Raw genomic sequence first — 25581 nt, forward strand, 5'->3', positions numbered from 1 at the left:
ACCTGACCCCTTTGTCTTAATACTTATAATAAGTAACAATAGAAATGTCCCATTGGTAAGAGATTTCAGAAACAGTTGGTATACCCTCTTTAAATACTCTTTACAAAGTAGAGCTTTTTGTGGATTTTTCTTACCAAAAATTTGCGAAGCTCTATTAATTTCACACCTTCTCAATTTTATCCATATGGGCAGTTTAGTCTCCGCGTTTATGTTTATGCGGCTTTAACGATGGTGTATTTCCAGGAGTTTTTTTGTTATCTCGTTGACGCCTATCTGGTTTCCCTGTTGATTTTGCTTTCCTTTTTGGGCCGGGTTTAATGGCCTTAGTTTTCAAAACTGTCTCCATAATTAATTAGCTTTTGTTCTCACTATTTCAAATCCGAAGTAAACATCTTACCTCTAAAGGCTTATCAAGTTGAAATTACTTTTCAAAGGAACCTTGCGTAAAAACACATTGGCTCAAAAGGTATATTGAGTTTTATAAAGTGCTTTTTTATTACCGAGAGCCCGTAAATCTTTAATCCCCATATCGTAATTACCGTATTGTATCTAGATTTGTATTGGACAAAATTGAATCTCTAGGTTCTAGAATGTATTTCTCGCAAATATGCTCTGTAACAGGCTTTAACTCTTTGCCGTTAACCGGATGTTCTCCACGATAGGTAAAAAAAGTAACTTCGTTGTCGGTCTTGTCATACCACATTTCACGTTCACATTGCAATGGCCTTTTTATTTCCTTCATTTTGAGTAAAACCATTTCATCCAATTTTCGTTCATTTTCCAATCCAGAGCATCTTATTTTTTCATAATGATCATCTACCCAAATCATGCAATTCTTTTTATAATACTTAGAGATAAAGAATGATAGTGTACCCAATAACAAGACTCCAACCACTAAACATATGGAGACCATTTTCCTGTATTTTTCTTCTTGATCACTTATCTCCTTTCGCAAACTTTTTTTTACTATTTCGCACTCAATTTTGGTCTCAAAATCTTTGAAGTCTTTATGACCTAAATATTTACAAAGAGTATTTAGAATATCATCGGTTGGAGATTGCTTTCCTCCTTCATTAAGGATATACCCCTTGTAGTATCTAGTGAACGTATTGATGTCAATACTGAATTGAAAATTTTCCATCAACTTAATAGATAGGTACTTGGCAAGTCCATGTATTGGTTTCTTCTTTGATTCCTTCTCCGCTTTTTCAAATACTAGCTCCATTAATTCTTGGACCAGTTCCTCTTTTTCAAAACTCTTTCCTTCTTCCAAAATCATCTTTTAGTTGGTTGATATTTAGCTTCCTATATGCATGTCAAATTGGTGTCGAACAAATGGGGAAAAGATGTCGAACCAATGTCTAATCAAAACTTCAGAAACTACTTTTCATTTGCATCGAACAGTTCATGCTGTGTATAGCTAACATAGCAAAATGCAAGTGATGGTTCTTGCAGGAAGACGCAATTCAGGGTTAAAAGCCGGGGGAGTAGCTTAAAGTTACTGGATTCCCTTCCACTTCCCAAACCATAGCGTACGCAAATTTTTAACGGGTCGCTGAACCCCGTGGTGAATCTAGATAAGCATCTGGACAGGGGCCCACTTTGTGAAATTTTAAAATAGAAAACGATGAGCAAGAAGCTTTTATTTTTATTTGCGCTAATGGGCAGCATAACATTATTCTCATGTACTACCGAATCTTTGACAGAAGATAAATCTTTGTATGAAACGCAAAGTACTGAAGGCGATGATGGTGATGAGGACAAAGACCCCGACAAGTAATGAATTGACCGTTTAACTAATCTTCTTTTGTTTAAATTAGAAGGGTGAAACTATTCGTTTTTCCCTTCTTTTTTTGCTTTCTGATGTTATTATCCTGTCAGAAAAAACCTGCTCATGATTTATCGCAAGAATCAGCCCCAGAAACCTCTTTTTTAGGTCAATTGGACCAACGCATAAAAAGATTGGCCAAAACACAACAATTGGATAGTGCAATCATGTTGTCAAAAGAGATGGCTATAAAAGCAAAAGATTTGGGAGATTCCATCGCTTTGGCCAAGTCGCATTTTAGATTGGGATACTACAATAAAAAACTGTTCAACCATTTAGAAGCTTTTAAAAATTATGATAAGGCACTTGTACTTTATACAGGTTTAAAAGATCAAGCACTTGCTGCGGCCATGCTCATGTCAATGGCAAATATTCAAAAGGCGATAGGTGATTTCAACGGAGCTTATATCTCTGCTACTGATGCTCTTTCCCTTCTCGAAAACGCAAGTGTAAAAGAAAAGTTTCCTGCGTACCATATTATCACAGTTTCTTTAAAAGAAGAGGGAAAAACACAACAAAGTTTGGAATGGAGTGATAGGATTAAAAAACTTTTGGAACAAAATGATGCTGTCAATATCAAGAGCCAAATCATAAATTTTGAGAATACCCGCGCCAATATCTTGATTGATTTAAATCAATATGATGAAGCGGTTACACATTTTCAAAAATTGCTTGATGATGAAAGTATTGTTGAAAACAAGAAGGTGTATGCAATGGTTTTAACCAATCTGGCTCGTGTATTATGGCTAAAAGATAGTTTTAACAATGAAAGTGAGTCGATGTTTATGAAAGGGTTGAAAATCAGAGAAGCGATAAGCGATGTTTCCGGACTTATTTCTAGCAATATCAATCTTGCCAAGTACCACCAAGAAAATTCTCCAGCTAAAGCACTGCAATTTGCGGAAGCTGCCTTAAAATATTCCGAAGCACTGAACAACCCGGTTGCTCAGTTAGAGGCATTGGACTTGCTGCTATCCATAAAATCTAAAATTGGAGCCTCTGTGACCCAAGAAGTAAATCTCTATAGTGCCAAAAATAAACACCTAAAACTGATTCAAAACAAAATCAGGGATATTTATGCGTTGACCAAATTCAATAGTGACCAACTGGAGCGTGAAAACCTGATTCTACAAGCTGAAACTGCCAAAAAGGATAAGCAAAAGGTACTGATTTTAGTAGCACTTATCATCGTTGTTCTCGTTAGTAGTATTTTCATGATTTATAAAAATGCCACCCGTAGAAGAGAACTTTTAGAGGCTTCTATTAAAACTGAGGCCAAGATTTCAAAGAAAGTCCATGATGAACTGGCCAATGATATTTCGGGGGTGCTGAACTATGTTGATTTATGGTATGGTGAAAAAGAGGAATCAAAAGAAAAAGTGCTTACGCATTTAAGTTCTTTGTACAAAAAGGCGAGAGACATTTCGATTACCCATGCCCATATTGATGTTAGAGATTATGATAAGGCTTTAAGGAATTTAATTGCCCAACATCATCCTAAAGATATGCAGGTGATAACCAGCCCAGTGAACCAAATCAATTGGAATAGTAAATCCGAAGCGAAGAAAATAGCGCTTTATAAAGGGTTACAAGAGTTGTTGGTCAACACTAAAAAGCATTCCAAAGCTACTGATATAAGCATTGTTTTTAAAAATGAAGGCAAAAAGATAATAACCATTTATACGGACAATGGCGTTGGGTTTATGGTCACCGAGAAGAAGTTAAATGGTTTGAACAATGTGGAAACACGCATGAAAGAAAGCGATGGTAGTTTTAGTTTTGAATCAAGTAAGGGCAAAGGTTTTAGAGCCCATCTAGTTATTTAATCACCTAAGCATGTTCAAAAAAGTTCTTGTTGCAGAAGACCACGGCCTTACTGGAACAGGTTTAAAAGAAAGGCTCTCATTGTTACAAATACCCGAAGTAACAGTGGTACACTATTGTGATGATGCTCTTTTAAAGAGTAAAGGTGCGGTACAGCAAAATCAACCTTTTGATCTGGTGATTACCGACCTTTCATTTAAAAACAGTTATAAAAATCGTAGAATCACCACCGGTGAAGCGTTGATTGCTGCTCTTAGGGAAATACAACCGAGTATTAAAATCATCGTATATTCGGTAGAACATCGAGTGGGCAAAATCAAAAGTCTTTTTGATTCCTATGCCATAAATGGTTTTGTAGGGAAAGATCGTGAAGATTTAAACGAGATTAACAAAGCCATACAAGAGACGTTTGAAGGAAGACAATATATTTCGCCATCACTTCAACAATCATTGCGAAGCGTAGAAAACCAACTGGAACTTGATGCTTATGACATAGAAGTACTGCAGTTGCTGTCCAAAGGCTACAAGCAAGAACAAATAGCTCAAAAATTCCAAGAAAGGAACTACCCGGCAAGTAGTCTCCGCAGCATTCAAGATCGTCTTGGTAAGCTTAAAACAATTTTTGGAGCAAAAACCCCAGTGCATCTTGTCGCACAAGCCATAGAGCGAGGGTTTATTTAATATCATCTTCCGTATAAATCTGCCAATAATTTTTTAGGATAAGGCGATGTTCGCCCCATTGCCCTTCATAAAGTAGTGTCCTGACTTGGAGGAGTTTTGGCATAGCTCAATTGAAGGGTTTATTAGTCTAGGACTTTGCGGGAAAACGCAAGGGTTTGTCTTTCGAAGGGGTTAGGTTTGGATATCCATAAATTTAAAAAACTGAACCAATGGGAAATACTGTCGGATATATCTTGATTTCTTATGACGTGAACAAGCTTCATACAAGTGTTAAGTCCGCTATGGAAAAACTTGATTACAGTGATAATTTCCAATATAAAGGGGAAACAAAAACCTATTACTTGCCTAATACTACTCTATGGCATCCACAGAAAACTTCAAATCAAGCAATTATCGATTTAAAAAACACCTGTAGAGGGTTGGGAGTAACATTGGAAAAAGCTATAGCAGTTTTAGCGAGTGAATTTAAAGCAATCTAAAGAATCAAAATATTAAATCATGGCGAAATACTATGTAAACAAAAATGCACAAGCAAATGGAGACCATGAAGTCCATAAAGAGGGATGTGTTTGGTTACCTTTAGTAGGTAACAGAATTTATTTAGGAAGTTTCACCAATTGCAAAAGTGCGGTTAGGGAAGCCAAAAAATATTATACCCAAGTTAATGGATGTTATTACTGCTCCCGCGATTGTCATACATCATAAACTTTACTAACACTATTCAAGTTTTAACCAATTGATTTCATGGAATACAAGGTAGTCCCATTTGTTGCATCAATAGATTCAAAGAAAGGTAATTCCACGCATGTTGCGGAACAGCTTGAGGGTATTATAAAACATCACTCCAATCTAGGCTGGAATTATGTTCGTTTAGAAAGTGTTTCCACTTTCGTTCTGCCCAGTAGCGGATGCTTCGGACTTGGTGCTACACCTGGATATACAACAACTAGACAGATGGTGGTGTTTAGTAAAAATTGAAATGCGTCAGATTCTTCTAATAATTATTAAGGTATACTGGTTCTTAATTCCAGAATCTAAACGCCGTTGCTGTATTTTTCGCGAGCCTTGCTCTCAACACGTTTATAAAATCACTTCTGCTAGGGGCTTTGGTCAAGGGTTTAAGGCTCTTATTTTCCGATATCAGAATTGTAGATATGGATATGAAATTTTTGAGAATCCTATTACGAATAAAATCCAACTGATTCTTCCCAATAAAGGGGTTATTGATGAAAATGAAATTGCAATAAGCTTATTAAATCAATACAAAAAGGAACTATTGGCAACTGTAAATCATTATGAAGACTGATGTGGGTTCTTTTGGCACATTACAAACTAAGATTTTACTCTTTCTAAGAGTCCTAATTTTTTTGCCTAAAATCCTTTTTCGAGCAATAATACTTCTCACAAAAGGAAAACGCCTAGAACTACATTTCTTTAAACCTGATTCCATCTATTGTGTAGATGGCACATTGAATCAGCTATCATGGAACGTGGAAAATGCAATTATTATAATTCCCGAAAATTCTTCAAAACCATACTTCGGCCCTAATGAACAAGTATTTAAGGTAGACCATAGGAAAAAACAATTCAGCCTTACCTGTTATGGAGTGGGTAATAAAATTAAGACCACTACTTCAATCAAAGTAATACAATTGGGAGTCAAGAATTTTGGTGAAACTTCACTAAAAAACCCTCCATTAAAGCTTAAAAACAATTCCTTTCGAATAGCTGAGGAAAATTTAGACCCTGCGAAGACTTTATTGAAGTCAAATCCAGTTCGTTTACAGCTCAAAGTTCCACAAAAAATAAGGACAATCACTGATGTACATATTTTAAATCAGCTTTCGAGGCTTCAAAAAGTGCAGACACTACAAGAATTAAAAGACCTAGAAAAGAAAACCAACAAAACCAATACTTATGACAAGAGACTATTATGAAAGTCCCAAACCTGGAAAAATCATGCAATGGCTTTGGAAAGCCGCAGGTTCTGACGGCTATATACTGAAAAAGAGCACCTATTCCGATCAAGTCAAATATGCGTGTTTAGGTGGAATTGTAGTGGCGACTGGGTTTATGGCAGCTTTGGCCGGGGGATATGCCATATATACCATTTTCGAACCCAAAGGTTCCGCACTGGATGGAGGTGCCCACATTCCAACCGCAATCATGTCTTGTGCTTTTGGAGTGATATGGGGTCTTATCATTTTTAATATTGACCGGTTCATTGTTGCTGCTACCGGAAAGGGAGATGGAACTGAAGCCATTACTTGGCAAGAGTTTACAAACTCTCTTCCTCGAATTATTATGGGACTAGTAATTGCCATTACCATTTCTAAGCCCATGGAAATTCGAATGTTCAAATCTGAGATTGATGCAGAACTTCATCAAGAACAATTGGAAAAACGAAAGCAATATGAAATTGCCACAAAGGCCAATTATGAAACCAGGTTTAATGTCATTGAGGCTGAGATAGATAAAATAGAAGAGGAAAGAAATAAATTGCTGGAGAGATTGACTGAAGTGGAGAGTCAATATACAGAAGAAGTTCGAATAGTAAGGCCTGGTCCAAAAGCAGCAGCTCTAAAGGAACTTATGAGTTCATTAGGTGAAAAACTAAAAACTTTCGATAAGGACAATAAAGCTGAAATGGACAGACTTACATCTGAAAAATTAAAACTAACCAAAGAACTTGATGCGGAACTTGCCAAAAACCAAGAAGTAGCTAGTGGCTTGGATGGTTTATTGGAGCGAATAAAACTAGCACATGAAATTGCTGGATTTTGGATAACATTTTTCATCACATTGCTTTTTGTCGTTATTGAGTTGACCCCAATTTTTTTCAAAATGATGCTCATTAAAAGCCCCTATGATTTTATGAGGGACAACGTTAAGGAACTCTTACGAGCGGAGGAAGGAATCCAGATTAAATACGAGTATTATAAAGATAAAAAGGGCCAGGAAAGAAATTTGGTAATTAACCATCAAGTGAAACGTAAAATTGATGAAAAAATGGCCTTAATGGCTGCTCAATCTGAACTGAGCGATTATATCATCGAAAAGTGGAAGCAACGAAAGAAAATGAGTATTGATGAAAATGTTGATGCTTTTATCTCAGAATCACAATGAGACTGAACAACACGTATCGTTTTTTGTGGAAAATAGTTGGGGAAGATGAACAGATACTTAGCCATTGTGGAAAGAAAACCCAAATGATTTTTGCGATCAGTGGTTTTTTGTTTTTTGTTTTGTTCTTTTTAGGCATTCTGTCCTATAGATACGTTTTCAACGGAATTTTTAAAATTCCAACCATTTCATGGCCTTTGGCTTTAATATGGGCCATTATCATTTTCAATATTTATAAACTAAACCTATCTACACTTTCTCCCAATAAACTAAAGTACAATACTGGATATGTAATGTCATTGTTCATCAGGATTGTCTTTATGGTTTTGGTAGGCATCACATTAATCAAGCCACTCGAAGCCCTCATCTTTAAAAGGTCACTGTCAATGGAACTTTCAAAAGTAATAGCTGAAAAGATTGAAAATAGCAGTGAAAAATCCAATAGGTACTTTGACGTCGAGATAGCCAGCGTCGAAAAAGAATTAGCTCAATTAAGTCAGCAGACCAATACAGGACGAATTTCAATGGGAAATGAAAAATTCGACTTTCTAAATGAAAAAAAACAAATGTTGTTGAATGAAAAAGAGAGAACACTATCTGAGACTCATGACCTTTTTAGTCCTTCCAATTTGTTTTTTATAGGACTTTTGGTCTTCAATACAGAAAATCCTTGGGTATGGATTTTCACCTTAGGTTTTTTGGTGATTTTTCTATTACCTCTGTTCTTGAAGTTTTCCATTTCACCAAGAAGTAAATATGCCGAGGATAGAATAACTCTACAAAGACAAATAGTCCTAGAAGAATATGGTAAGTTCAAATTATTATATCCCAATTTCCTTGGAAACTTCAGTGAATCTCAAATTGTATGGGAAGAAAATTACAAGGATGCTCCTTTTAATACACAGAGAAAGCTCTATACAATAGAGTTGGGCAAAGAGGGTGATTTCTTAAACCAAATCCATGGGCTTTAAGACTATAAAAGTTGAGAAAAAGGTTCCCAGAAAAACCTATATCCTAGGAGATTTTATAGGCAAATACTTCGGAAGCTTAAGCAGAGGACAAAACCCAATTTCCATTTCCAAAGTCTATGATATATCAATATACGAAGGGAAGATTTTCAACGTAAAAAATGAAATAGAAGATTCGGACATAATCAATGAGTCAATATATAATGGCATCCAATCGGATATACAAATTGAACAAGAAAGCTTTGAGGATGTTGCATGCTTTCCCAACAAGGGTTTATCCAGTTTTGATGGTTATAAATTAAGCATTAAAGCTCCAAAATTAGAAGATGTAAAGATTAAGGATGTGGTCAAGGAAGGGAATCAAACCTTTGGCACTCTTTTTTGCAAGGTCAACGGCTATCTTTTAGATCACAAAACAGAGGTAGAGGAAATTGAAATTGAAACTTGTGATAGTTGTGAGAAACCAATTGAAAAATGTATTTGCCACGAACCTTTGGCTATTACCGAGCCTTTGCCCCGTAAAAGGACTTTCTATCCAAGACCGAACTACAGAGACTCTTATGATTCCAACTCTGGTTGTTTCACTGTATTAGGAATCCTTATTGCTCTTGCTATTTTACTTTCCTTTGGACTTCCCGGTTTGTTTTTCCTGTTAGTTATTGGTCTTTTATATCTAATCAGTAATTCAAGCATGCTTTCTAAAATATTTTCTTGGTTGGCATACATTGCTTTGGCGGTATTTTTTTTGGTTGTTTTTTTTACAATCATTAATGATTGTTCCGATTCGAATAGAAATAGGAGTTTAAATAAAATTGAATCAAGTCCATCGCCCCCAATCTCTTATCCTCGAAAAACAACTGTTTCACCTGATGAAAAAAATGCAAAGGAGAAACCAAGGGTTAACAAAACCAATCCTGTTCCAGCAACGCCAAAACCTGTCTTAAAATTACAATCTGTATATATCTGTAATGGTAAATATTCAAAGCGCTATCATTTATCACCCTATTGTAGAGGTCTTTCAAACTGCAAGGCATCCATTTCAAGCGTATCGGTAGACAAAGCAAGATATATGGGAAGAACTCTTTGCGGTTGGGAAGATTGAGCCAAATAAATCTATAATCAACTCATATATTTATTATTTTTGAGCTGAATAAGAATTCCAATCAGCTCATGCGCTACAATTGGCAACAAAAAGACTGGCCAAATTTTCAATATCAAACTAATGATATTGAAGATATGCTCTTCGAGTTTGCAGAACGAACAGGACGTATCAGCGGGGTATTACAAGGACTTTCTGAATTGGAGCAAACAGAGGCCATTATAAATCTTATGGTTTCCGAGGCCATAAAGACTTCCGAAATTGAAGGAGAGTATTTGAGCCGAAATGATGTCATGTCCTCCATTCGAAGAAACTTAGGACTAAATCCAGAATTACCCTTGACGAAAGACAAAAGAGCGGAAGGAGTGGCTGAATTGATGTTGGCGGTACGCAATGACTTTTTAAAACCCTTGACTAGCCAAATGCTATTCGAATGGCACACCATGCTAATGAAAGGTAATACCCAAATTCAGGTAGGCCAATGGCGCACCCATCAAGAACCCATGCAAATAGTTTCTGGTGGCATGGGAAGGGAGGTCGTCCATTTTGAAGCTCCTCCATCAAAAGAAGTTCCTATTGAAATGGATGGTTTTATCCAATGGTTTAATACTTCACAAAGCAAAATCAAAAAACCTATTGTTAGAGCTTCCGTTGCACATCTCTATTTTGAAACCATACATCCCTTTGAAGATGGTAATGGTAGAGTTGGGCGAGCCGTCGCAGAGAAAGCACTTTCGCAAAGTATCGGTCGTCCCGTTCTGTTCAGTTTATCTAAATCCATTGAGGGAAACAAAAAGGCTTATTACGATGCCTTGCAAAAGGCACAGCGTTCCAACGAAATCACGAATTGGATAAATTACTTTGTCAAAACTGTTTTGGATGCCCAAATCGATGCCGAACAAGAAATCGAATTTACCCTAAAAAAGACAAAGTTTTTTGACCAGCATAAAGATGAACTGAATGAGCGTCAGCAAAAAGTAGTTCGTAGAATGTTGGATGAAGGGCACCAAAGTTTTGAGGGGGGCATGAATGCCCGAAAATATGTTTCGCTTGCGAAAACATCAAAAGCAACGGCCACAAGGGATTTGCAAGATTTGGTGGCAAAAGGAATTTTCAAACCTATCGGTGGTGGGCGAAGTACGCGATATGAAATCAATGTTTAAATTTTTATTTAAACGATTTTAAATCGGACATTTTTTTAGAATAAACTTGTTCCTCTGAATGTTCGAATATTAGATTATTGAATTGTTCAACATCATCTTTTTTTATATACTTTATACCTTCTGCTTCTTCGCTTAGTAGAATTGCTTTTTTAGGAGAAATTGGATAGAATAAATCAAAACCCTCTGGTTCGTTTAAACTTCTTGGATTGTTTTTGATATTGATTACTGGTTGGTCGCCAGTAATTAAATCTTTTGAAGTGTCATTAATTATTAATTGTATTTTGGTTCGATTATAGATCCAGTTACTTGTGATATCAATGAAAAATAGATGAAAAACCCTTGCTAACCTTTCATTGTTGAGATTAGGTGTTTGAAATCTTTCTCTTGATATATTTTCGCGCATCCTATTTGTTCGCGTGTATTGGGCGCTAACGAAAAAACTAAAAGTGTTTCTTAGTTTCGGGTCTTGAAAAAAACTAAAATCATCCTTGTAAAGATTATTCAAAAGTTCGATTGAACGGCTTTCAATTATTGAATGTATATCTTCTATTCCACAATTGACCGCGTATTCATTTCCATTTGAGAAGTTGTTGTAAAGTTTGAGTAATCTGTAGAGACTTGCTTTATTTTCTCCTGATGAATATTCAATAAATCCTTTTAAAAAATCTTGTTCATTATCTGTCAACTTTTCGGCTTTATAAAAGTATCGTTGTTGTCCTATATTTTTAAGAGAGCTCCCAAATGTCTTTCCTTCTCTTAAACAACAAATTTTACCTTGAATTGACCAGGGTTTCAAATAATTCTTCCAAACATAATGTTGTTGCTTTTTCAATAAAGTCAGCTTATTATTTAAAGTGGTTATGTATTTAAAAATGAAACACAACAAGAGTATTTGATTATTAAACATCTACGCACTAGATGTACAATAAAAATAAATAAACAGTTTGATCAACCTAAGGAATAGGTCCTGTAATATGCCCGTTTTACAGGTTGGTTTGCAAGCAACAGTTTTTCTTCAATCAAAATGTCCCATTCATAGTTTCTTTTAATTGTTTAGATAATTAGAGTTTTAATGGAAAGGTTTCTTTACCACAAATTGTAGTGTCAATGAAATTAAGGCGAGCGAAACAAGGTTTTGCGCTGCAAGTCCCAAATACTTACCCCAAAACTTTGTGCATGGATCCTGTTCGATTTTTGTAGTGTTCCGACAGATAAGCGTGAAGTAAAAATCGGATAGGGCACACTATTTGGCTTGAATAAAAGTCCCGAACCTTGGTCATTCCCCACCAGTGGTATTCCTTAGCTTCTGCTTATATTTTTTTAGTTCGTTTTCGGTGATTTCCAATTTCAGAAAAGCTTTCCCAAAACCTTTCTTAACCACTTTTGCACTGTCCAAGACATGTTGGAAATCCCGAACGGTGCGGTTCAATTTGTCAGTCAAACGTTCATAACGAATTTTGGGGACTGTGATTTCTATTTCCTTATTCTTTTTTGGGTCTTTATTGATAAGCTTCTTTTCCCTTCTAATAGGTTTCTCTTGCCTTATGCTCTCACCAAAAAGGGAAAGGAGCATGGCATTGTTGGGTCTGGTCTGGGTAATTTCGATATCACGTATAATCGCAATAGCCGCTTCGGTACGCTTGATGGATTTCTCTGTTCGTTCCCTGTTGTTTAGAATTTCCTCTAAAAGATTTTGAGCGAATTCGTCGAAAGACGTCAATCCATGCCATTCAAAAAAATCCATAATCTTCTGGAGCGTTTCGGAATGTGAAGGAGCAATTTTTTTTGAGAAATGCCGAAATCGTTTTGCTACGTGGCTTTTTAAGTTAATCGTACTGTAACTGTATTTATATTTTCCTTTTACAATCATTTTACGTCAAATTTTTTCCCTGTTTATGGGGGTTTGAAGCAAGTTTGCGCCAAACTTTACTGATATTTTTATTTTTCAATTTCTTTATCATCCCTTTATTTATGGGGCTTCCAAAGGAAAATGTATTATCGTAGCGCTGCCTTGGCACGCTACCCTCTTGCTATTCCTCTTCCCCACGAGTGGGGACTTCGGAATACCATTACTTTTAAAGTAATGGCCTCTGCTATTTTTGACAGTGGTTTTTCGGATTTTAAGAAGTCCTATCATTACTTTTTGAGGATATGGTAATGGAAGGAATCTTTGGGAAGAAAAGCTTTAAGGTCGCAATTTGCGTCCTTAGAAATATAAGTTAAATCAATCTTGGTTAGGAATCTCTTCCTTTCGTTTCTGGGCTTCCTGTTCTTCCAGTTGTGCTTTCAATACGGCCATTTCTTCCGCAATTTTACTGTCCAATACCTTGGCATAAATCTGGGTAGTTTTTAAGGAACGATGGCCCAACATTTTACTTACGGTGGAAATGGAAACCCCTTTGGACAAAGTGACCGTTGTGGCAAAAGTATGTCGTGCCAAATGGGTGGTCAGGTTCTTATTGATACCGCAAACATCAGCAATCTCTTTTAGATAGGCATTCGATTTTTGATTGGTTAATACGGGTAGGATACCCTTGCCATCCAATACATACGGATGTTCGCTATATTTTGCAATAATGGCCTCGGCTGGAGGGAGCAAAGGGATGCTGCTAATGGCCTTGGTTTTCTTTCGTGCCATCTTAATCCATCGGTAACCATCGACCCCAATAATAATGTCTTCTTCTCCCAACTGTTTTACATCGGCATAGGCCAAACCTGTATAGCAGCAGAACACAAAAATATCGCGTACCAAATCAAGACGTGGCAAAAAAGACCTTTTCTCACATAGCGTGTCCAATTCAGCTTGAGTGAGGTATTGTTTCTCTTTTGATTTCCATGAAGCCTTCCAATGAAAGAAGGGGTCTTTGGTGATCCATTCATTGGCCAAGGCAATCCGTATAATCTTTTTGAAATTGACGATGTACTTGATAGCCGTATTGTGTTCGCAGCTTCGTTTTGACTTTAAAAAGTATTCCAAGCCCGTGATGAACTTATGGTCAATCCTGCGCACCGGAATGTCATTTCTTTGATAGTTGTGTTGGATATAGGCGGATAGGTGTCCATAGGCTGCTTTATAACGTTGTAAAGTACCTTTGGTAAAACCTTTCCCCAAAAGGCTTTCCATTTCATCATTGTGATTTTGGAAGATTTCCAACACCATCCATTCCTTGCCTTCCTTTCCCAGATAGATGTTCTTGATGATGGTAGCGGAAACATCTTGATGTTCCCTTAAAAGGGTATCATGGATTTCAAAACAACGGTTTTTGACGGTATCTAAGAATCGATTGAACTTGGACACTTCAAGACCAGTACCTCTTAATCTTCCTGCTCTTGCATCCCATCGTTGTTCATCAACAGTGCGCCTTAAACTAAACTCGGCCCGCTTGCCATTGACCGTAATTCTGGCATAAACCATTACTTTTCCATCCGAATCGGACTCTCTTTTTTTAGGGTAAAAAAGGATATTTATTGCTCCATACATTGGTGACACTTTTAAATAGTCACCAGAAGGTAGTAAAACCAAATGTTAAAATTTCTTCGTAAAGATTTCTTTAACAGTCAATTACAGCGATGGCGGTGACTCTTTTAAAGGGGTGTCTAGAGGCACCGTGAGAGTCACCTTTTTTATGGTTTTATATGGTATTTTTTGGCATTAAATAAAATTAAAAAGCCTGTAAATACTTGATTTACAGGCTTATTGCGAATTCTTCAACGAATTCCAGCGGTCTGGACGGGACTACTTCAATTTTAAAACTCGTTAAAACGTAGTTTCTTGGGTATATATTGCCTATATTGGGGTTTACAAGGGTATCTAAACTCTATTTTTGTCAATTTAAATAAAAATATGTAGCCCTATTAGTTGCCCTATTTTATCAAATTTTACCTAAATAAAGTATAATGCAAGTTTCATTTCACTTAAGACAGGACAAAATCAAGAAATCAGGTCTAGTACCAATTCGGATGCTTATTTCTGCTAATGGGTTTAAATATTTTAAAGTAATCAAGGGTATAGATTGTATTAAACCACATTGGGATGATAGCAATCAACGTATTAAAACGCCAAGAAAAAATGAAGCCTACAATTATCATCTTGAATACAATAAAATCATAGATGAATCGGAAAATAGGGCTAAAACTCTTTTTAGATATATTCTCTTAAACAATATTAATCCTACTAAAGATTTCATTGTCGAAAAGATGAGCAAAGGTTTGGAGCCAATCAAATTGACAAATGATTTTTTTCCATCGTTCGATGAATTTATAGAAAAGGGTAAAAATGTTAAGGCGACTAGCACTCTTAAGAAGTATCAATCAGTACTGAATTTTTATAAGGAGTTCTCAGAAAACACCAATTTTCCTTTAACTTTTGAAACTATTAATATTCAGTTCTTTGAACGGTTCAGGGATTATTGTTTTGAAGAAAAGAACACATTGAACAACTATTTTGCCAAGTTGATTTCAATTTTAAAAACCTTTATGAATTGGTCATTTGAAAGAGGTTATCATGAAAATGTAGAATACCGAAAATTCAAGGCTTCCGAAGAAGAAATAGAAGTAATTTATCTCACTATGGATGAATTGATGGCACTTTACAAACATGATTTTCACAATGATAGATTAAAGCAGGTCAGAGACGTTTATTGTTTCGGTTGTTTTACAGGATTGAGATATTCCGATTTAAGTCAACTGAGATCATCCAATATTCTAGATGATTATTTAGTCCTTAATATTAAAAAGACCAAAACTATATCACATAAAATCCCTTTGAATAATTTTGCAAAGGAGATACTAGCCAGATATGAAGACACAATACATGAACCACTTCCAATTATATCTGATGTCAAGTTTAACAAGTATATAAAGGAGTGTTGCCGATTTGCAAAAATCACAACTCCCACTTCAATATCTCGTTGGGTTGGTCAGAAAAGAATTGATCTTACAGAACCCAAATGGAAGTTTATAACAAGTCATACAGCAAGAAAAACGTTCGTCACTAATAGCTTGGTATTGGGTATGAAAGAAATGGTTGTGAGAAATATTACGGGTCACAAAAAAGAAGCTTCCTTTAGGCGGTATGTAAAAATCGCTGAGGATTTAAAAAAACAGGAAATGGATAGCACTTGGAATAGTATTTAGATACTCCTTCAACATAAAGTTTATTCCAAATGTTAAAGACAAATGATTTCAGGTCTTATAGTTTTCAGTTTTAAAGACAGAATTGATTCTATAGTAGCTCGATTTACTCAATTGGGCTTTCTGACAAGCTGTTTCAATTGTTTCCTTCTTCACTTCATATAGAAAATTTGCATATTCATACTTATCCAAAGTTGCATTTTGAATGCCTGATGGACGACCCATTAAAAGGGTTCTCTGTTTCGGTCGTTTGATATGATTTCTTTTTTCAAGTAAGATATCGTTTTGAAACCTTCGAATGGAATCAAATACTTTAAGGAGAAAACTACCATTGAGACGAAGTGTATTGAAATGGAAATCAGATAAACTAATGTAATGAGCATTTTTATCTCTTAAGATTGATAGGATTCTGACCATTTCATTCATCGAGGCAAAAATGACTTCATTTCGATGGACAAAAATGATGTCTCCCTTTTTGGTTCTTTTCAACATTCTTCTAAGACCATCGCGGTAGTCATTTCGATTTACATATTTGTCCCTGTAAATTTTATCGCAACCGAAACCCATAAGCAATTTTATTTGTAATCGTAAATTTTTTGAGTGAAATCCACTAGCGTATCCGAATATCATTTTAGTCCCGTAAAACGTTAATTTTCGAAACTATTAAAAAAGACGGAAAATGGAACTGGAAAAGAATATTTCTAAATGATATTTGTATTGTGCCGTAAAACGGCCGTTTTAGAGTACTGTTCTTCCTCCATGGTAATCAGTCTTAATTGTTTAATTTTATTTCACAAAATGTGCGTGTATAATCTATAATTATATACACCTGCTGGCAACAAGCTGAAAGAAAAATGGAAAATGAATTACAATCCTACTTTGACTTATTTATGGAACAATTTCCTGACTTGAATCTTGAGGCAAAAAACTTCACGCTCTCTTTTTTAATCTTAGAAAAATACGATAAAAAGGAATTTCTGTTTGAAAGTGGCGAAGTACAAAAAGAAATCGGATATGTGTGCCAAGGGCTTTTGAGAAAGTATTATGTCAACGAAAATGGCAGTAAAATAACCACAGGTTTTATAAGAGAGAATTGGTATGCCACCGACTATCCTTCTTTTTTAAGGCAAACACCGTCTAAATATTTTATTGAATGTCTTGAACCTTCAATCATTATCAAAATGCCATATGAAAAACTTCAGGAAGCTTATCGAAATCATAAGGACAGCGAAATGTACGGAAGATTGATGGCAGAAAAAGTCTTAACAAGAGAAACAGACAGAGTAGAGAGCTTTTTGTTCGAAAATGCCGAAGAAAGATACTTAAACTTTATTGCCCAAAATAAGGATATCATCAATAGAATAAGCTTATCCCATTTAGCGTCCTATTTAGGAATCGAGAGACAATCATTAAGTAGAATCCGAAATAAAATCGCTAAAAACTAATTTTTGTCACATATGTGTCAGGTACACAATAGATTTATGTTGCATTTTTACTGATTGTTGTCAACAATGGCTCCTATGAAAGCTTTAGTCTTCCAATAACTATTGGAGATTTAAAGTTCAAATAGACGCTTGAAAAACTCCATAATTTATAGCAAAGTATGCAGAATGAATTAAAACCTATTTGGGGCAAGATTTTCAATTTCGATTGGAAATTCGGGCTTTTTTTAATTCTTCTAATCTGCATTCCTCGTTTTGTCTTGGTCTTATTAGGCAATGAAGCGGGGAATATGCAATATGTCGGAATAATTATGCTTATTTCAGCAATAGCTCCATTCGTGTTTTTAAGCAAATATGGTAGGAAAGGAGCAGGAATTAAAAGACCAACGAACTATGGTTGGCTAATCATTGCCTTTGCAATTGGTGTTATATTTAGCGTTTTGCTTTATTTCTTAGGAGAAATGCTTTATGGCAACTCTTATGAAAATTGGTACAACTATATTGGAAAATCTTATAACATTCCAGAAGGAATAGACCAACAAAACAAACTTAATTTGTTCTACATAAACGCATTAATCGGAATGACGTTTAGCCCGATTGGAGAAGAACTTTTTTTCAGAGGAATAGTTCATTCAAGCTTTGCAAATTCCCTGGGAGACAAAACAGCGTCTTTAGTTGATAGCTCTGCATTTGCCATTGTACATATTTCCCACTTTGGACTAATATTTATCAATCAGGAATGGAAATTCTTGTTAACACCAACTCTGATATGGGTTCTAAGTATGTTTTGTGTCGGTATATTGTTCTATATATGTCGAAAACGTTCAGGCTCTATTTTAGGGGCAATAATATGTCATGCAGCATTTAATTTAGGAATGACTTATTGTATCTTTTATCAAATGAACTGAATAAAAACTATCGCTAATACAAACTCATTTGAAAAGCCTAATTTAGTTCTTTGGAGGATTTTCTAAAATAGTTCGATTAAAAGAACCAATAAAAGGACTTTCTCAACTTCTTAAATAAGTTCGATTAACTAGCCGATTTACAGAACCGACTATTCTTTTCTTAAACTTTTTAAAGGTTGAATCAAAGCAGCACCAATAGATTGATAACTGATAGTTAAAACTGCTATAATCAGAGCAGCTAAAGCTGCACCTGCAAATACCTCCCATCCAATATTGATCCGATACGCGAAATCCTCAAGCCAACGATTCATCATATACCATCCTAGTGGCACAGCAATGGCGATAGAAACCAAAACTAGTTTCAAAAAGTCCCACGTTAACAATCTATAGATACTACGAAACGGGGCACCCAATACAATTCTAATACTAATTTCTTTTTTTCTTTGCTCCACCATAAAAGCGGAGAGGGCAAAAAGACCTAAACAGGCGACTATAATCGCAAACAAAGAAAAGCTATTGAATATGGAACCCATACGCTGAACATCCTCGTGCATTTGAGCAAATTTTTGATTTAAGAAACCATAACTAATGGATTGGTTCGGAACATTCCTATCCCATATTGCTGTAATAGATGATAAAACTCCATTCATATCCTCAGTTCTAATCTTAATAGCTAAAGTATTTGGAGAGTTCCCGATAGAAATGGCTAAAGGTGTAATATCTTCTTTTAAGGATTTAAAATGAAAGTCTTCTATGACCCCTACTATTGTATATTGTTGATAATTATTGTCAATCTCTTTTCCTAAAGGATTTGCAAGACCTAGGTCATTAACCATTTTTTGATTAACTATAACTGAATTGACCGAATCCATAGCAAATTCCTTTGAAAAATTACGTCCTTCCACTATCGTCATGCCCAAGGTATTGACATAATCATAGTCAACCTCCCACGTTTGGCTTAGAACACCCTCGTTTTCACTTCCTTCACCAATATTCTTAAAAGTGGTCTGGTTTCTTCTAGAACCATCCACAGGGAGAAAATCACTTTTGGAAACGGCCTCAACTTGGGGTAATTGCAATAACTGTTGTTTAAAATTATCTATTTTGTTACCCAATATGCTCGTACTTTCCAATATTATCACTTGATCCTTATCATAACCTAGTTCTTTGTTCAATATAAAATCCATCTGATTAAATATGACAATTGTTCCAATTATTAAAATTACGGACGTAGTAAATTGAAAAACAACAAGACCACTTCTAAATTTGCCACTTTTGCCACTAGTACTCGGACTTCCCTTGAGAACACTTGCAGGTCGAAACGCGGATAGATAAAAAGCAGGGTAAAGACCGGCAATTAAACCAATAGTTAAAGAGCAGATTAAAACGGTAGGGAAGAACCACCAATCCGCCCAGGGTATTTCAAGGTTTTTAGCAGCAATAGAGTTGAAAGCGGGAAGTAGTCCCCATGCCAACAAAATACCGAACATGAAAGATATCACACTGAATAGAACAGATTCTGTAAGAAACTGGGAAATGAGATTACTTTTAAAAGCGCCTATCGTCTTTCTTAGTCCGACTTCTTTTGCTCTATTTGCTGATTTCGCTGTTGACAGATTGATAAAATTTATGCACGCTAATAATAAAATAAATACCGCGACTGCAGCAAAAAGCCAAACAAACCGTAAGTCCCCATGTTTGAGTCCATCTTGCATTTCAATGTCGGATTTTAAGTGAATATCGCTTATCGGCTGCAACTTATATTCAATTGTTTTCAACACTTCTATGAAAGAAGCGTCCCTGCCTCTTTGAATCTGTGCTGGTATTACATATTTTTCTAAAATAGATTGCATTTTAGTTTGCAACTGGGTAACGCTACTGTTATCGTCCAGACTCAGGTAGGTAAAGTAATTTGTACTGGTCCAGCTTATGTTGGAGTCATCGATAGGCAATATAAAATCAAAATTTAGATGTGAATTGGTTGGAAAATCTTCCATTACTCCTGCAATCGTATAAGGATTGGAGGAATTATCATCTAATATCAAATTCTTTCCCAACGCATCTCCGTTTGGAAAATACTTGTCCGCTTTTGATTCAGAGATTACAATATTCCTAGGACTTAATAAAACTTCACTTTCGGAACCCTGTATTAAGGGTATGTCCAAAATTTCAAAAATACCTTGGTCGCCAATCAAGAAACCTTCCTCAAATATGTTTTGAGAATCCCCAGATTTTCTAAATGCCCGTTTACCCCCGGACGAAAGTTGGGAACCATATACTTTACCGGCATTTTGGACTTCCGGAAAATCTGTTTTAAGAGTTTCAGCAAACAGTAGAGGGAAATGGGTACTTTTTTTTGTTTCTCCTTCTATTTCCACTTCAAGAACGACCCTATATATATTATCCGCATTTTTATAATGTTTATCATAGCTCAATTCATCCTTGATAAACAATGCGATGAGAAGACAAGCTGCGATACCAAGGGCAAAACCACCCACTTTAATCACTGTAAGGAGTTTCTCTTTTTTTATACTTCGCCAAGCTACTTTAAGATGATTTTTGAACATAATACTTTTGTTTGATTGATGAAGTTCTACAGTGGGTTCCCAAATGTTCCAAATCTGTTAGAATAAGTTCGGAGGGTAGAACTTTAATTATCATGTACTATAAATATGCCATGATTACATTTACCTTATTATCAGATACTTAAGAACTAAATCTATAAAAGAAGGTTTTGAAACTGTCTAAAAACTATACAGTGAACGTCTAATAATTTGACACCAAGATTTGAATCATATAAAAAGTAGAAAAAGTTTAGCTCCGTAAAACCAACCTTTTTCGGTACTAAAAAGACTATTGATTCCTAAATCAATTTATTTAACAATTATTATTTTGATTTAGGTCTATTAATAGACACTAGTAAGTCAAGTTGCCGTTTTATCTAGCCACGAAGTTGCTAGTCCTTGTTGAACTCAAAAAATTCCTTTGGTTCTACTTCCAAGGCTTTGGAAAGTTCCAAAATTGTAGAAAGCTGTATATTGACTTGACCCTTTTCGATTTTTGATATGTCGCTATAATCAATATCGCACATAGTGGACATCTTACGGTAGCTTAGTTCTTTAGATTTGCGAAGTTGCTGCAATCTTTTTCCGAACGCCCTTAAAAAATCCATTTCGTCCATCTACGCAAGTTGCGCAGATTACTAAAAATTAATGTGGGCTTTAAAACCCACAAAAATATTTTTAATTTGTAAAGGTTTTACTACTTTTACAACACACGCTTAATCATTAAGCAGCCCATCATATGACCCTCTACGATTTTCTCATGTTGGACACCAAAGAGCAAATGACCAAAGTCATGGTAAATGGCAATTTGGTAACACATCTTCACAATGGAACCAGTTCCTTTGCGCTATATGCCCTAAATACGTTTTTTGTTGAATTGGAATACCTGAAAGAACCGCAATGGAGTAAGCAAGAATCCGTTGTTTTACGAAAACATATATTCAAATCCGGTGTACGCATGGAAAAATATATCGGAAAGATTTAGCGGTCAAGGCTCCCTTTTTCTTCAAGTGCCTTCATCATTTTATATACCCGATTGTACATGTGTTCCTTACTTTTTTTATTGTCTAGAATCCGCCTTGTATCATGGAAATCGTAGGTATATGTTGCAGCGAATTCCTCTATATCATCAATTTTGAAATCAATATATTTCTGAAGTATGTCACTAACATTAGCAACGTAGATTTTATCTTCGTTAAAAGCGTCGAAAAGCTTCCAAAGCTTTTCTTTGGAGTGAAAATGTAATCTAATTGCCCACCTCAGAACTCGCATGATTCGATTTGGATTTTTTGAGGTTCAATTTATTTCTGTGGTCAAGGATATAGTAAACCAGCACCCCAAGGGATGTTACTATCGTTATTATAAATTTTGTGTTTACATCATTAAAAGGCCCCTGTCTGGCATTGAACAATATTACGGCCAAAGTATAACCGCTAAGTACTACCGGAACAAGCAGGGCAATACGGTAAAATTTCCCTTTTGCATCCATCATCCAACCAAGAAAACCGACATGGGCGAACAAGTGAATCATGATGGTATATAGAAAAACACGATAGGAACTGAACCCAAGTATCTTCCCGTCGCTACCAGTAAGAAAAGATTCCACACCAATAACGGGAACGTTGGGCTTTACGCCCGACCTATCAGCAACCAAGTCATGAAAATAAGGTAGGGTCGATACCACAATGATACCGACCACTACCACTAACTCATACAACGTCGTCTTCCGTAATTTCATCTCTTTCGATGGACTGCTCGTACAGCTCGTCCTGTTCTGCAATATCACTCTTTGTACAAGAAGTTGATAATCCAATTGTAAACAATACGGCCACTGCAAAAATCAATTTTTGTGCTTTCATAACTAAATAAATTATAGGGTTAATAATTACCCAAATTTACCTAGCTCTTTTGCTTTTTTGACCTTACATCACTTTTATTTCTCCAACTTCTATTAACATTATTTAACGTAGATTCCTACTTAATATAATTTTAAATCTGTCACTAAAGTACAACAAAGGACACTCAAAGTGTGCTTTTTTAATCCATTTTTTGATGAAACGCACAATTCTATGGACAATATATGTAGTATTAATAGAATTCAAAACAGGAACAATGGAAGGTTTGTTTTATAAACCCAAAAAAATTGAAAAACCTCTTTTTGCTGTAGAAAAATGAGGTTAACATTAAATTAATTCTGATTGCCAAAGTTTAAAGATTTATATTGTTTTAGCCTATATTTCTTCCAGTTTCTTGTGAATTTTGAATGCTTAGAATTGGTTGTATCTATTCCATGTGGAAAGCAATAAGAACAGCCGCCCATTTTATCCACATTTTTGATTCTGGAAATTCTTACGCTGGATATTTTCTTTGGGAAATCTATCAATCCTTTTTCGTTCAGACCAAAAGCCTTTCCGAATTTTTTTTGACTTTTCACCATTACTATGTTTTAAGTTAATACTTAAAACATGGAGCCTTTATAAATTAATGCGAGTACCATTTTATTTTTTTATAAATATAGTAAAATCAAAATTCGAGGGCAACACCCTATATTTGAAGATAATCCCCAACCGTAAAAGATGCTTTGGAAATGAAAAATGAAGTACAAAAAAGAATACTGGAATATTGGGTTCAGGGTAATTTTTGAGATAGCACCGCATGTAAAGAATACATTGACTTTCGCCGCCCATCCATACGAGCAGATGATGGATACAGAACTGAACAGCAAACCCGATGCTTTCTTGGTGCAGGGCAGGGTCGTTGCAGGAGAGAAACTAGAAGTAGGATTCAGGGCGTTTACGATGGAAATGACCCCGGATTTCCATAGACGTTTAGGGGAGCTGTACGAAGTGGTCAAGACCGAGTACAGAAATACGATATTTAAAAAGGTTTAGGGCATCGGACGGGGTTTGGTTTCGATTATTTTCAAAGGTATTAAGCTTTTTAACTATTCCGGTAGCATTGGCTTCCTCATACAAAACACGCTAAAAACTGCATTCAATGCATTTACACACTATCCCTGATGCATCTGGCCATGTTCCTGCGGAAGTTGAAAATTAATCCGTCTCTAAGACACACCGAGTGTCCCGCAAGGCTTAGATACCTTTGGAAGTCTTGCGGTCTCCTTAATTTCCAACATCCTCGAAACCGCGCACAAGAGCAAAACGTTTCTCCGTTCCCTTCCGTGGGACCACTTCTGCACAGCTTCATCCAGTAGGTCGCGGATCCTCACGGGGGAACTCCGAAAGTTATGCACTTGCCTTGCCCTTGCTTAGATTTGTCAACTTATTACTATCTTGAAAGAACTAAAACTTATTGTACAGTTTTATGATAAAAAAATACAAAATAGTATCTGATAAAGTGGATATAATACTTGAAGAGGCAGCAAGTTATCAGAGTATTGAAACTGTACGAAAGGAATTTGTTGAAAATGAAGGGAACACCGATACCTATGTTAAAATATTTGAAGACGAGAATGAGAAAATCATAGAGTTTAGACCAATCTCTGAGCTATCAGAAGATTATTTTTTGAATTTTATTGAAAGTAAAGAATTCGGAATTATTCCTGAAACCCAAGGATTTCTTACGAGTTTAAAAACCCAATCCCCTTTTGAAAGGATTTTGTTGATTTTGGCACATATTGTCAAACTAAATGAACCCAGAAAGCTGTATCATAAAGCACACGCCTTGATTATCGAAGAAATCAATTATAGAATCCATACCAAACAAAAATATTATAACAAAAAGTTCCAGCATGTCAATTTAGAAGAATCCATAAATATATGTGAGGCATTTATAAGAGGTTATTTCTTTGATATCAACGTTGAACTACAATCGTCAATACAATTGTTCAAGAGCATGAACCTATTGAATAGTGTGGAGTACCTCGTCGATTCCAATCTGAGCGTAATAAACCAGAACGATGATTGTTTAATGTTATCACCAATTCTTTTCAATTATGAACAATGGAAAAAATTATTGAGCAGGGAATTGATGTTAATTGACCACTCTAAGTTAGTAAAAGGATATGCACAAAAGTTTATTGCCTTAATAAAGGAACTTGAGAACCGTTTAAATTATAACCGTTTCCCTTTAATTGAAAACTATTTTAGTGGTTATTCAATTGATGATGGAGAATACTATAAATCTACGTACAACGCTTATTATGGTATTGAAGGATACACGAATAAAATATCCGATTATTCAGACTTTATTTCTGGTCTACCACTCGACAATATTGAAAAATTAAATCAGAAGAATCTTGCCTCAAGAATTGTTGAAGATGAAAAAAGAAAAGAAGTAATCCTTCAGAAATTAAAAAACTCTAAGATTCGGATTTTAAGAAATATAAGTCATGTAAAGAAAGGGTTCAAGTACTTGCTTAAAAAATCGAATTTAGATTTAAGTTCCGAAATAATTGATAGCTCTGCGAACCAACTAATAATTGAATTGTTCCATACTTCGACGGAAAAAGTAGGTCAACCGATTCCCGATACGGTGAACTTAAGCAATCAAACTATGCTTGAGTTTTTACTATTGCTCGAAAAACATGAATATATAAAGTATAACCCAAAGGTTTCCATACCTAAGATTATAGCCAATAATTGTTCATTAAAAAGTAAGGGTATGACTCAAAGTAATCTTTACCATATCCTAAAAAAACTATCCTACAATCCCGATAACATTCAAAGCATTAAGCTATCATTTCAAGGTTTGACAAGCGAGATTGCTCTCTTGAATGAAATGAAAAATTAGAATCTTCATTTTTTGATTAAATCTTTTTAAAAATTCAACATACTTGTTATCAATTAATTGTGGTCTTCAAGATTAGAATATACCTCATTCCAATTT

The 25581-nt window shown here is 35.5% G+C and carries 26 protein-coding genes; 17 read left to right on the plus strand and 9 right to left on the minus strand.

Annotated elements, in window-relative coordinates; all coding sequences use genetic code 11:
* Positions 1-535 precede the first annotated feature (535 nt).
* On the minus strand, positions 536-1279 hold the full coding sequence (locus AACM45_RS08335; RefSeq protein WP_339141988.1) for a hypothetical protein: 744 nt from the start codon (positions 1277-1279) through the stop codon (positions 536-538).
* Between the two features lie 348 nt (positions 1280-1627).
* Here AACM45_RS08335 and AACM45_RS08340 point away from each other — a divergent pair, with 348 nt between their 5' ends.
* The 11 genes from AACM45_RS08340 (at position 1628) to AACM45_RS08390 (ending at position 10686) form a co-directional block, all read left to right on the plus strand.
* The gene (locus AACM45_RS08340; RefSeq protein WP_339141989.1) at positions 1628-1780 is read left to right on the plus strand and encodes a hypothetical protein; all 153 of its coding nucleotides are present in this window, start codon (positions 1628-1630) and stop codon (positions 1778-1780) included.
* 44 nt (positions 1781-1824) lie between these two features.
* Positions 1825-3654 carry an ATP-binding protein gene (locus AACM45_RS08345; protein WP_339141991.1) on the plus strand — a complete coding sequence of 610 codons (1830 nt, stop codon included), beginning with the start codon at positions 1825-1827 and terminating at the stop codon, positions 3652-3654.
* A 10-nt stretch (positions 3655-3664) separates the two neighbouring features.
* On the plus strand, positions 3665-4333 hold the full coding sequence (locus AACM45_RS08350) for a DNA-binding response regulator (RefSeq protein ID WP_339141992.1): 669 nt from the start codon (positions 3665-3667) through the stop codon (positions 4331-4333).
* A gap of 209 nt (positions 4334-4542) precedes the next feature.
* Complete coding sequence (locus AACM45_RS08355) at positions 4543-4812, plus strand: hypothetical protein (RefSeq protein ID WP_339141993.1); 270 nt, start codon at positions 4543-4545, stop codon at positions 4810-4812.
* Between the two features lie 19 nt (positions 4813-4831).
* Positions 4832-5038: a hypothetical protein gene (locus tag AACM45_RS08360; protein WP_339141995.1), complete on the plus strand. Its 207-nt coding sequence runs from the start codon at positions 4832-4834 to the stop codon at positions 5036-5038.
* A 274-nt stretch (positions 5039-5312) separates the two neighbouring features.
* A complete protein-coding gene (gene yidD / locus AACM45_RS08365) occupies positions 5313-5639 on the plus strand; it encodes a membrane protein insertion efficiency factor YidD (RefSeq protein ID WP_339141997.1) in 327 nt (108 codons plus the stop codon).
* Positions 5629-6270, plus strand: coding sequence for a hypothetical protein (locus tag AACM45_RS08370; RefSeq protein WP_339141998.1), 642 nt, complete (start codon positions 5629-5631; stop codon positions 6268-6270). The genes yidD and AACM45_RS08370 overlap by 11 nt, the downstream gene beginning before the upstream one ends.
* On the plus strand, positions 6251-7459 hold the full coding sequence (locus AACM45_RS08375) for a DUF4407 domain-containing protein (RefSeq protein WP_339141999.1): 1209 nt from the start codon (positions 6251-6253) through the stop codon (positions 7457-7459). Before AACM45_RS08370 ends, AACM45_RS08375 begins: the two co-directional genes overlap by 20 nt.
* Positions 7456-8427, plus strand: a complete 972-nt coding sequence (locus tag AACM45_RS08380) for a DUF4407 domain-containing protein (protein WP_339142000.1) — start codon at positions 7456-7458, stop codon at positions 8425-8427. The genes AACM45_RS08375 and AACM45_RS08380 overlap by 4 nt, the downstream gene beginning before the upstream one ends.
* A complete protein-coding gene (locus AACM45_RS08385; protein WP_339142001.1) occupies positions 8417-9526 on the plus strand; it encodes a hypothetical protein in 1110 nt (369 codons plus the stop codon). The genes AACM45_RS08380 and AACM45_RS08385 overlap by 11 nt, the downstream gene beginning before the upstream one ends.
* Before the next feature lie 68 nt (positions 9527-9594).
* Positions 9595-10686, plus strand: coding sequence for a Fic family protein (locus AACM45_RS08390; protein WP_339142002.1), 1092 nt, complete (start codon positions 9595-9597; stop codon positions 10684-10686).
* Between the two features lie 4 nt (positions 10687-10690).
* Here AACM45_RS08390 and AACM45_RS08395 read toward each other — a convergent pair whose 3' ends face one another.
* From AACM45_RS08395 to AACM45_RS08405, 3 genes are all read right to left on the minus strand, one after another.
* Complete coding sequence (locus tag AACM45_RS08395) at positions 10691-11518, minus strand: DUF4238 domain-containing protein (protein ID WP_339142003.1); 828 nt, start codon at positions 11516-11518, stop codon at positions 10691-10693.
* A gap of 444 nt (positions 11519-11962) precedes the next feature.
* Positions 11963-12556 (minus strand): BfmA/BtgA family mobilization protein, encoded by a 594-nt coding sequence (locus AACM45_RS08400; protein WP_339142004.1) that lies wholly within the window; start codon positions 12554-12556, stop codon positions 11963-11965.
* A 354-nt stretch (positions 12557-12910) separates the two neighbouring features.
* Positions 12911-14167, minus strand: a complete 1257-nt coding sequence (locus AACM45_RS08405) for a site-specific integrase (RefSeq protein WP_339142005.1) — start codon at positions 14165-14167, stop codon at positions 12911-12913.
* A gap of 416 nt (positions 14168-14583) precedes the next feature.
* Between AACM45_RS08405 and AACM45_RS08410 the strand changes: the two genes are divergently transcribed.
* Positions 14584-15822: a site-specific integrase gene (locus AACM45_RS08410; RefSeq protein ID WP_339142006.1), complete on the plus strand. Its 1239-nt coding sequence runs from the start codon at positions 14584-14586 to the stop codon at positions 15820-15822.
* Between the two features lie 48 nt (positions 15823-15870).
* Here AACM45_RS08410 and AACM45_RS08415 read toward each other — a convergent pair whose 3' ends face one another.
* Entirely contained in the window at positions 15871-16449 is a 579-nt protein-coding gene (locus AACM45_RS08415) for a recombinase family protein (RefSeq protein WP_339142008.1), read from the minus strand.
* A 224-nt stretch (positions 16450-16673) separates the two neighbouring features.
* Between AACM45_RS08415 and AACM45_RS08420 the strand changes: the two genes are divergently transcribed.
* Both AACM45_RS08420 and AACM45_RS08425 read left to right on the plus strand, forming a co-directional pair.
* Entirely contained in the window at positions 16674-17264 is a 591-nt protein-coding gene (locus tag AACM45_RS08420; protein ID WP_339142009.1) for a Crp/Fnr family transcriptional regulator, read from the plus strand.
* Between the two features lie 158 nt (positions 17265-17422).
* The gene (locus AACM45_RS08425) at positions 17423-18169 is read left to right on the plus strand and encodes a CPBP family intramembrane glutamic endopeptidase (protein WP_339142011.1); all 747 of its coding nucleotides are present in this window, start codon (positions 17423-17425) and stop codon (positions 18167-18169) included.
* 149 nt (positions 18170-18318) lie between these two features.
* Here AACM45_RS08425 and AACM45_RS08430 read toward each other — a convergent pair whose 3' ends face one another.
* On the minus strand, positions 18319-20736 hold the full coding sequence (locus AACM45_RS08430) for an ABC transporter permease (protein ID WP_339142013.1): 2418 nt from the start codon (positions 20734-20736) through the stop codon (positions 18319-18321).
* Positions 20737-21125: 389 nt separating this feature from the next.
* Positions 21126-21350, minus strand: coding sequence for a helix-turn-helix domain-containing protein (locus AACM45_RS08435; protein WP_339142015.1), 225 nt, complete (start codon positions 21348-21350; stop codon positions 21126-21128).
* Between the two features lie 122 nt (positions 21351-21472).
* Here AACM45_RS08435 and AACM45_RS08440 point away from each other — a divergent pair, with 122 nt between their 5' ends.
* Entirely contained in the window at positions 21473-21718 is a 246-nt protein-coding gene (locus AACM45_RS08440; protein WP_339142016.1) for a hypothetical protein, read from the plus strand.
* Here AACM45_RS08440 and AACM45_RS08445 read toward each other — a convergent pair.
* Entirely contained in the window at positions 21715-22005 is a 291-nt protein-coding gene (locus tag AACM45_RS08445) for a hypothetical protein (RefSeq protein WP_339142018.1), read from the minus strand. The two genes, AACM45_RS08440 and AACM45_RS08445, sit on opposite strands and share 4 nt — an antisense overlap.
* Positions 21980-22471, minus strand: a complete 492-nt coding sequence (locus AACM45_RS08450; protein WP_339142020.1) for a hypothetical protein — start codon at positions 22469-22471, stop codon at positions 21980-21982. Before AACM45_RS08450 ends, AACM45_RS08445 begins: the two co-directional genes overlap by 26 nt.
* Before the next feature lie 856 nt (positions 22472-23327).
* Here AACM45_RS08450 and AACM45_RS08455 point away from each other — a divergent pair.
* Both AACM45_RS08455 and AACM45_RS08460 read left to right on the plus strand, forming a co-directional pair.
* Entirely contained in the window at positions 23328-23624 is a 297-nt protein-coding gene (locus tag AACM45_RS08455) for a hypothetical protein (protein WP_339142022.1), read from the plus strand.
* Between the two features lie 433 nt (positions 23625-24057).
* On the plus strand, positions 24058-25485 hold the full coding sequence (locus tag AACM45_RS08460) for a hypothetical protein (RefSeq protein WP_339142024.1): 1428 nt from the start codon (positions 24058-24060) through the stop codon (positions 25483-25485).
* The last annotated feature ends 96 nt before the right edge of the window (positions 25486-25581 follow it).

It is taken from the genome of Croceitalea sp. MTPC5 (genome assembly GCF_036985505.1).
GTDB lineage: Bacteria > Bacteroidota > Bacteroidia > Flavobacteriales > Flavobacteriaceae > Croceitalea.